A 7,758-nucleotide genomic window follows, 5' to 3' on the forward strand; every position below is an offset into this window, starting at 1 on the left:
GTGCTCAGAAGCCCCGGAGCTTGTCCGGGGTGATCCGGATGACGACCGAGTAGTCCGCGTGGAACTGCTCGTTCGTCATCCCCAGGTGGGCGATGTCGTCGGCGTACTTGGCGTCGTACGCCGCCAGTTCGTCACCGCCGATCGGGTTGTCGTCGATCGCCGCGGTTCCGGAGATCACGCCGACGTCCCCGCCGCTGTGGGTGGCGTTGAAGTGGACCGCGACCCGCGGGTGCGCGGTGATGTTGTGCAGTTTCGCCTTGTCCGGCTGGCTGGCGATCAGCAGCTGCCCGTCGTGCCAGAGGAACCAGACCGGGTTCGGCGCCGGTGTCCCGGACCGGCCGACCGTGGTCAGCCAGACCACGCGTTCGTCGTCCAGCTGGCGCTCGATCCGCTTGCCGAAGTCGGTGGACGTGTCGATCGTGATCATCAGAACCTCTCGGTGATGACGTCAGGACGGACCCAGGCGCCCCCACTCGATCGCCGGGCACCGGTTCATCACCATCGTCAGACCGGCGGCCGTCGTTCGCGCGTACGCGTCCGGATCCACTACATCGAGCTGGAACCACACCGCCTTCGCGTTGATTCCCACCGCCTGGTCCGCGATGTCGCCGGCCAGCTCCGAGCGGACGAACACGTCGACGCAGTCGACCGGGAACGGGATGTCGGCCAGCGTCGGGTAGCCCTGCTCGCCGTGCACGGTCTCCGCCGACGGATGCACCGGCACGATCCGCTTGCCGCGCCCCTGCAGGAACCGGGCCACGCCGTACGCCGCCCGGCTGGTGTTGTTCGACAGCCCCACCACGGCCCACGTCGGGCAGTCGGCCAGGATCTTGCGGATGTCTTCGTCCATACGCCGATCCTCTCTCAGCGCCGCAAGTCTGTGAGCACGGCCGAGACCCGGCGATCGAGACCGTCGCCGAGATGGGGCTTGGCGAAGATCTGGCCGACGTGCTTGCGGACCGCCGCCTCGCTCACCACCAGCTGCTCGACGTATCGGGAGACCGTGAGGGCCAGCAGGCGGCGGGCGTCCGTGCCGGCAACCGCATCGGGCGGATCCTGCTTCTCCGGGTACTGCTCCGGCGGGCGATAACCGCCGGGATGGCCGACGTACCGGTGACGGTGCCGTGGGGTGTCCGGCTGGGGATCGCCGCTATCTGTCTGACCCTGGCGGTAGGGTCCGCTCTGGCCCGACGACGTACATCCTGCGCCGGTCGCAGCCGTCGGCCGCGGTGGAATAGACCACAACGGCGGCGGTTGACCGGCGCGAGGGCGGGTCGTGGCACGGCAAATCGCCGTTCAGCAGGGACAATGGGCACGGCGCCGGACCGTCGCGGCGCCGTACCGGTTCGATCGAGGAGCAGTAGAACCCGCATGGCACGCCGTTCCAGCACCACCGCCGAACCCGAGGACTTCGAGGAGCGCATCCTCGACGTCGACGTCTCGGACGAGATGCGCAGCAGCTTCCTGGAGTACGCCTACTCGGTGATCTACTCCCGGGCGTTGCCGGACGCGCGGGACGGGCTGAAACCGGTCCAGCGGCGGATCCTGTTCTCGATGGCGGAGAACAACATCCGCCCCGACCGCAGCCACGTGAAGTCCGCCCGCGTCGTCGGTGAGGTGATGGGTAAGTACCACCCGCACGGTGACGGCGCGATCTACGACGCTCTGGTCCGGACCGCGCAGCCGTGGTCGATGCGGCTGCCGCTGATCGACGGCCACGGGAACTTCGGCTCGCTCGACGACGGCCCGGCCGCGATGCGGTACACCGAGTGCCGGATGGCGCCGTCGGCGGTGGCGATGACGGCCGGCCTGGACGAGAACGTGGTCGAGTTCCGGCCGAACTACGACGGCCAGGAGGAGGAGCCGTCGGTCCTGCCGGCGGCGTTCCCGAACCTGCTGGTCAACGGCGCCGCCGGGATCGCGGTCGGGATGGCGACCAACATGGCGCCGCACAACCTGGTCGAGGTGGTCCAGGCGCTGCGGCACCTGATCAAGAGCCCGGGCGCCGACCTGGACGACCTGATGCGGTTCGTGCCCGGGCCCGACCTGCCCACCGGTGGCAAGATCGTCGGCCTGGAGGGCATCAAGGACGCCTACGCCACCGGCCGTGGCAGCTTCAAGATGCGCGCCACCGCCCGGATCGAGAACGTCACCCCGCGGCGCAAGGGCATCGTGGTCACCGAGTTGCCGTACACGGTCGGCCCGGAGAAGGTGATCGAGAAGATCAAGACCCTGGTCCAGTCGAAGAAGTTGCAGGGCATCGCCGACGTCAAGGACCTGACCGACCGGACCAACGGCACCCAGCTGGTGATCGAGGTCAAGAACGGCTTCGTCCCCGAGGCCGTGCTGGAGCAGCTGTACAAGCTGACGCCGCTGGAGGACTCGTTCTCGATCAACGCGGTCTGCCTGGTCGACGGCCAGCCCCGCACGCTCGGCCTCAAGGAGCTGCTCGAGGTCTACCTCGGCCACCGGTACGACGTGGTCCGCCGGCGCAGCGAGTTCCGCCGGAAGAAGGCCCAGGACCGGCTGCATATCGTCGACGGCCTGCTGATCGCGATCCTGGACATCGACGAGGTCATCCAGGTCATCCGCAGCAGCGAAGACGCGGCCCAGGCCCGCGGCCGGCTGATCGAGATCTACGACCTGTCCGAGGTCCAGGCCAACTACATCCTGGACATGCCGCTGCGTCGGCTGACGAAGTACTCCAAGCTCGAGCTGGAGACCGAGAAGGGCGAGCTGGAGCGCGGGATCGAGCGGCTGACCGCGATCCTCGAGGACGAGAACCTGCTCCGCAAGACGGTGTCCGACGAGCTGGCCGACATCGCCAAGACCTACGGGACCCCGCGCCGGACCGTGCTGCTGGAGTCGTCCGGCGCGACCAAGACCGCTGCCGTGGCGCTCGAGGTCACCGACGACCCGTGCTGGGTGCTGATGAGCTCCACCGGCCTGCTCGCCCGGACGAACGGCGTCGAGCCGTTCGGCACCGGGGAGACCCGGGCCAAGCACGACGCGATCGTGTCCGCGGTCAAGAGCACGGCCCGCGGCCAGTACGGCCTGATCACGAGCGCCGGCCGGCTGATCCGGCTCGAGTCGCTCGACCTGCCCGCCGTGCCGACGACCGCGAACGCGCCGAACCTGCAGGGTGGCGCGCCGGTGGCGGAGTTCGTGTCGCTGGAGCCCGGCGAAAAGGCACTCGCGCTGACCACGATGGACCCCGACTCGATCGGTGTCGCGCTGGGGACGGCGGGCGGCGTGGTGAAGCGGGTCGTCCCGGACCACCTGAGCAACCGGGACGCGTGGGAGATCGTCCGGCTGAACGACGGCGACGAGGTCGTCGGCGCGATCGAGCTGACCACGGGCGACGAGGAGCTCTGCTTCATCACCTCCGACGCGCAACTGCTGCACTTCCCGGCCTCGGCGGTCCGGCCGCAGGGCCGGACCGCGGGCGGGATGGCCGGCGTCCGGCTCGCCAAGGGCGCCAAGGTGGTGTACTTCGGCGCCGTCGACACCAGCCGCGAGACGCATGTCGTCACCATCGCGGGCTCGTCGTCGGCGCTGCCGGGGACCGAGGTCGGCGCGGTGAAGGTGACGCCGTTCAGCGAGTATCCGGGCAAGGGCCGCGGCACCGGTGGTGTCCGCTGCCAGCGGCTGCTGAAGGGCGAGGACGGGCTGCTGCTCGGGTTCGTCGGTGCCGCCCCGGTCCGGGCCAGCGCGAACAGTGGTGCGCCGGTGGAGCTCCCGCCGATCGACCCACGGCGCGACGGCTCCGGCGTACCGGTTGCGCAACCGATCGCCGCCTGTGCTCCGGACAGTGTCAGTTACATGGCAGGCTGACCACATGAAGAGACTGCTCGCGCTGGGCGCGGTGCTGCTGCTGGCGCTGGCGGGCTGCAGCGACGACAAGAAGGACACCGACGGAGGCGACGGACGGCCGGCCGAGGACCCGGTCGCGCTCCTGACGGCTGCCAAGAAGACGATCGACGAGGCGGCCAGCGTGCACATCGTGCTGGCCGGCCGGGACATCCCGGAGACCGCGCAGGCACTGTCGAACGGGGACGGTGTGGCGACGCACGCGCCGGCGTTCAAGGGCAAGTTGACCGTGCGCACAGGCGGTACGCCGATCGACGCCGAGGTGGTCGCGGTCGGCAGCAAGGTCTACGCGAAACTGCCGTTCACGACGACGTTCGCCGAGTTGCCACCCGAGCAACTGACCGCCATGGGCGCGCCGGACCCGGCGATCCTGCTGAACCCGGCCAAGGGCCTGACCTCGGTGCTGCCGACGCTGAAGGACCCGAAGATCAAGGGCGAGACCCGTGACGGCGCCAAGGTGCTGACCGAGATCACCGGCACGGTCCAGGGCAAGTCCCTGCAGGGCATCTTCCCGAAGGCGCCCGCCGACCAAGACTTCCCGAGCACCTTCAGGATCGACAAGGACTCCAAGCAGTTGGTGTCGGCAACGATCACCGGCCCGTTCTACGACGGCGCCACCAGCAGCTACGACGTCACCCTGGACCGGTACGGCGAACAGGTCGAGATCACCAAGCCGTGAGCGCGGACCCGCCCGTGGGCAGCCCGAGGGTCCGGCTCACGCTCGCGTCGATCGCGGTCGCGTTCGCGGCGGCCGACACCTACGTCGTCGTCCTGGCGCTGCCGGACATGATGTCCGGGGTCGGCCTGTCCGCGGACGAGTTGCAGCGGGCCGCGCCGATCGTCTCCGGGTTCCTGCTCGGCTACATCGCCGTGCTGCCGCTGATCGGGCGGATCGCGGACGTGGTCGGCCGGACGCCTGTCCTGGTCGGGGCGCTGATGCTCTTCGCGGTCGGATCACTGGTCACGGCCGGCGCCTACGACCTGCCGCTGATCGTCGTCGGGCGTTTCCTGCAGGGTGTCGGTGGCGGCGGCCTCGTGCCGGCCACGCTCGCCCTGGTCGCCGACCTCTGGCCGACCGATCGTCGCGGGCTGCCGCTGGGCGTGGTCGGCGCCGTCCAGGAACTCGGGTCGGTGCTGGGCCCGCTGCTGGGTGCCTTGGTGCTTGCAGTAGCCGACTGGCGGTACATCTTCTGGCTGAACCTGGTCGTGGCGCTGGTCCTGGCCGTGCTGCTCCGTGGCCTTCGTCCGCCACCACTCTCGGCCGCCGTCGGCTTCCTCACCTGCGTGGCACTCGGTCTCACGCTGACCGCACCGGAGCGGCTCGCGACCGGCGTCACACTCGGCGTCCCGTTCGTCCCGTTCTCCGGCGACTCGCGGCTGCTCACTCCGATCGGCGTGGTCAGCGCGGTCCTGCTCCTGCTCTGGATCGCGCTGCTCCTGCCCGGAGCCCGGCTGCGGGAGATGCTCGCGCAGGTGGACCTCGTCGGTGCACTCCTGCTCGCGCTCGCACTCGCCGGTGTCGTGCTCGCCTTCGCCACCGCCGATCCGGAACGCGAGCTGATGGCGCCGGCCGGGCCGTGGCTCCTGGTCGGCGCCGCCGCATTCGCCGTCGCGTTCGCCCTCTGGCAGCGGCGTACGGCGCGAGCGATCGTGCCGCGCGGGCTGCTCGGTCCACGGCCGGCTTGGGGATCGCTGGCGGTCAGCTTCCTCGTCGGCTGTGCGCTGATCGCCGCGCTGGTCGACGTCCCGGTGTTCGCCCGGACGACGCAGGGCGGCGGGCAGTTGGCGGCCGCGCTGGTGCTGCTGCGGTTCCTGGTCGCCTTGCCGGTCGGCGCGGTCGTCGGCGGGTGGCTGACCCGGCGGTACGGGCTCGGGCTGATCACCGGTGCCGGGCTCGCGCTGGCCGGGGCGATGTTCGTGGCGATGGCGTTCTGGGGGCGGGACGCGCTCGACCACTGGCCGGCCACCGTCGTCCTGCTGCTCTGCGGGTTCGGATTCGGGCTGGCGTTGTCACCGGTGAACACGGCGATCCTCGGAGCCACTCCCCCGGACAGCCACGGACTGGTCAGCGCGCTCGTCGTCGTCGCCCGGATGGTCGGCATGCTCGTCGGGGTGTCCGCGCTGACCGCGATCGGCCTGCGCCGGTACTTCGCGATCGTCGAGGACGTCCCGTCGCCGAACGAGCTGTGCCCGGCCGCACCGGGTTCGTGCCGCCCGTTCGTGGACGCGCTCCGGGACGCGGCCGTTTCACAAGTTCACGCGATCTTCGCCGGGGCCGCCGGCTGCGCGTTCCTGGCCGCAGTTCTCGCCGTACTGCTGCTCGGGAGACGTGGCGTTGTGCACAGATGATGGTCATCGTGGCGGAGACCGGTCCCGGCTGCCGTACGGTGATGACGTGACCGCACGACTCGACGCGACCGGACGCCCGGGCCTGTGCTCGACGTTCTGCCGCGAGCTGCGTGAGCCACTCCCCGGTACAGCGGTCGTCGCCGCCGGTTGGGTCCTGGTCGAGCAGCCCGGCCCGTGGGGTGCCAAGGCGCCGACCCAGAGTCACCTGGACCCCGGCTTCGGCGGTGCGTTCGACTCCGCGTGCAAGAAGGCGGACCTCCGGTTCGGGCTGATCCGCTCCCCCGGCCGGCACCCGGACCAGGACGGCCGGTCGCACCAGGTGTACGTCGCCTCGACCAGGCCCGGAGGGACCTGGCTGCTCGGCGCCGGGATCACCGATCTACGTGTGCTCGAGAACCTGGACCTGGAGGCGGTCGGCCGCGGCGATCTCGCCGCCGTGACCGACTCGCTGCCGGCGCTGACCGCGATCGACGAGCCGGTGATGCTGGTCTGCACCAACGGCAAGCGGGACGAGTGCTGCGCGCTCCTCGGCCGCCCACTGGTGACGGCGCTGTCGGAGGTCGCACCAGGGCAGGTCTGGGAGGCGAACCACCTCGGCGGGCACCGGTTCGCACCGACCGCTACGCTACTGCCGGCCGGCACGATGCACGGTCACCTGACAACCGCGACCGCGGTCGCGGTGCTCGAGGCGGGCCGTCGCGGCGAGACCGTGCTCACCGGGCTGCGCGGCCGGTCCACCTGGACCAAGCACGGTCAGGCCGCGGAGATCGCCGTCCGCGAGCTCACCGGCGAGCTCGCGCTGGACGCCCTCAGTGTCGTGGGCGAAGACCTGGGCACCGTAGTCGTGGCACACCGCGACGGCCGATCCTGGACCGTACCCGTCACCAGCGCACCCGCCGATCCACCTCGTCCGGAGTCCTGCAGAAAGGAGCCGTTCGCCATGTCCATCCTGCATGCCGGATCCCCAGAGCCGGGTGACGTCCGATGACCAGCGGATTCGAGGACCTGCTGGCCGCCAACGCCGACTACGCGGCCGACTTCCACTACGGCGGGTTCGACGGCATCGCGCACGCCGGGATCGGCGTCGTCACCTGCATGGACTCGCGCATCCCGCCGCTGGAGATGCTCGGGCTGAAGCCGGGTGACGCCAAGGTCCTGCGCAGCGCCGGCGGCCGGGTCACCGAGGTCACGCTGACCGGCCTCGTGCTCGGCGTCCAGCTGCTCGGCGTCCGGCGGATCATGGTCATCCCGCACACCCGCTGCGCGATGGCCGCGATGTCCGAGGACGACCTGCGCGCCAAGGTGGAGACCGCGGCCGGCAAACCGGCCGGCTACTTGCCGATCCACGTCATCCCGGACCAGCTCGAGGCCCTCCGCCACGACGTCACCGCGGTCCGCGAGCACCCGCTGATCGGCGACGACATCCTGGTCGGCGGCTTCATGTACGACGTCGACACCGGCCGCCTCACCCAGATCGTCTGACACCCCGGGGAGCTGCCGACGTGCCGGGTACCGCCCTCATCCCGCCCGCCCTCCGCC

8 protein-coding genes are annotated in these 7,758 nt (G+C 70.6%); 5 read left to right on the plus strand and 3 right to left on the minus strand.

Going from position 1 to position 7,758, the window contains the following annotated elements:
• Positions 1–4: 4 nt before the first annotated feature.
• The 3 genes from E1218_RS33825 to E1218_RS37655 are packed head-to-tail and all read right to left on the minus strand — an operon-like array spanning position 5 to position 1,245.
• Positions 5–427: a TIGR03667 family PPOX class F420-dependent oxidoreductase gene (locus E1218_RS33825; RefSeq protein WP_132327120.1), complete on the minus strand. Its 423-nt coding sequence runs from the start codon at positions 425–427 to the stop codon at positions 5–7.
• Positions 428–448: 21 nt separating this feature from the next.
• Positions 449–850: a CoA-binding protein gene (locus E1218_RS33830; RefSeq protein ID WP_132327121.1), complete on the minus strand. Its 402-nt coding sequence runs from the start codon at positions 848–850 to the stop codon at positions 449–451.
• Between the two features lie 14 nt (positions 851–864).
• The gene (locus tag E1218_RS37655; protein ID WP_233712651.1) at positions 865–1,245 is read right to left on the minus strand and encodes a helix-turn-helix domain-containing protein; all 381 of its coding nucleotides are present in this window, start codon (positions 1,243–1,245) and stop codon (positions 865–867) included.
• A 126-nt stretch (positions 1,246–1,371) separates the two neighbouring features.
• Between E1218_RS37655 and E1218_RS33840 the strand changes: the two genes are divergently transcribed.
• Genes E1218_RS33840 through E1218_RS33860 form a run of 5 tightly spaced genes read left to right on the plus strand, consistent with a single transcriptional unit; the run spans position 1,372 to position 7,701 of the window.
• Complete coding sequence (locus E1218_RS33840) at positions 1,372–3,834, plus strand: DNA gyrase/topoisomerase IV subunit A (protein ID WP_132327122.1); 2,463 nt, start codon at positions 1,372–1,374, stop codon at positions 3,832–3,834.
• Between the two features lie 4 nt (positions 3,835–3,838).
• A complete protein-coding gene (locus E1218_RS33845) occupies positions 3,839–4,549 on the plus strand; it encodes an LppX_LprAFG lipoprotein (RefSeq protein WP_132327123.1) in 711 nt (236 codons plus the stop codon).
• Positions 4,550–4,563: 14 nt separating this feature from the next.
• Positions 4,564–6,219, plus strand: a complete 1,656-nt coding sequence (locus E1218_RS33850; protein WP_132327124.1) for an MFS transporter — start codon at positions 4,564–4,566, stop codon at positions 6,217–6,219.
• A 46-nt stretch (positions 6,220–6,265) separates the two neighbouring features.
• On the plus strand, positions 6,266–7,207 hold the full coding sequence (locus tag E1218_RS33855; RefSeq protein ID WP_132327125.1) for a sucrase ferredoxin: 942 nt from the start codon (positions 6,266–6,268) through the stop codon (positions 7,205–7,207).
• Positions 7,204–7,701, plus strand: a complete 498-nt coding sequence (locus E1218_RS33860) for a beta-class carbonic anhydrase (RefSeq protein WP_132327126.1) — start codon at positions 7,204–7,206, stop codon at positions 7,699–7,701. Before E1218_RS33855 ends, E1218_RS33860 begins: the two co-directional genes overlap by 4 nt.
• Positions 7,702–7,758 lie beyond the last annotated feature (57 nt).

This window comes from Kribbella turkmenica (genome assembly GCF_004348725.1).
Classification (GTDB): Bacteria; Actinomycetota; Actinomycetes; order Propionibacteriales; family Kribbellaceae; genus Kribbella; species Kribbella turkmenica.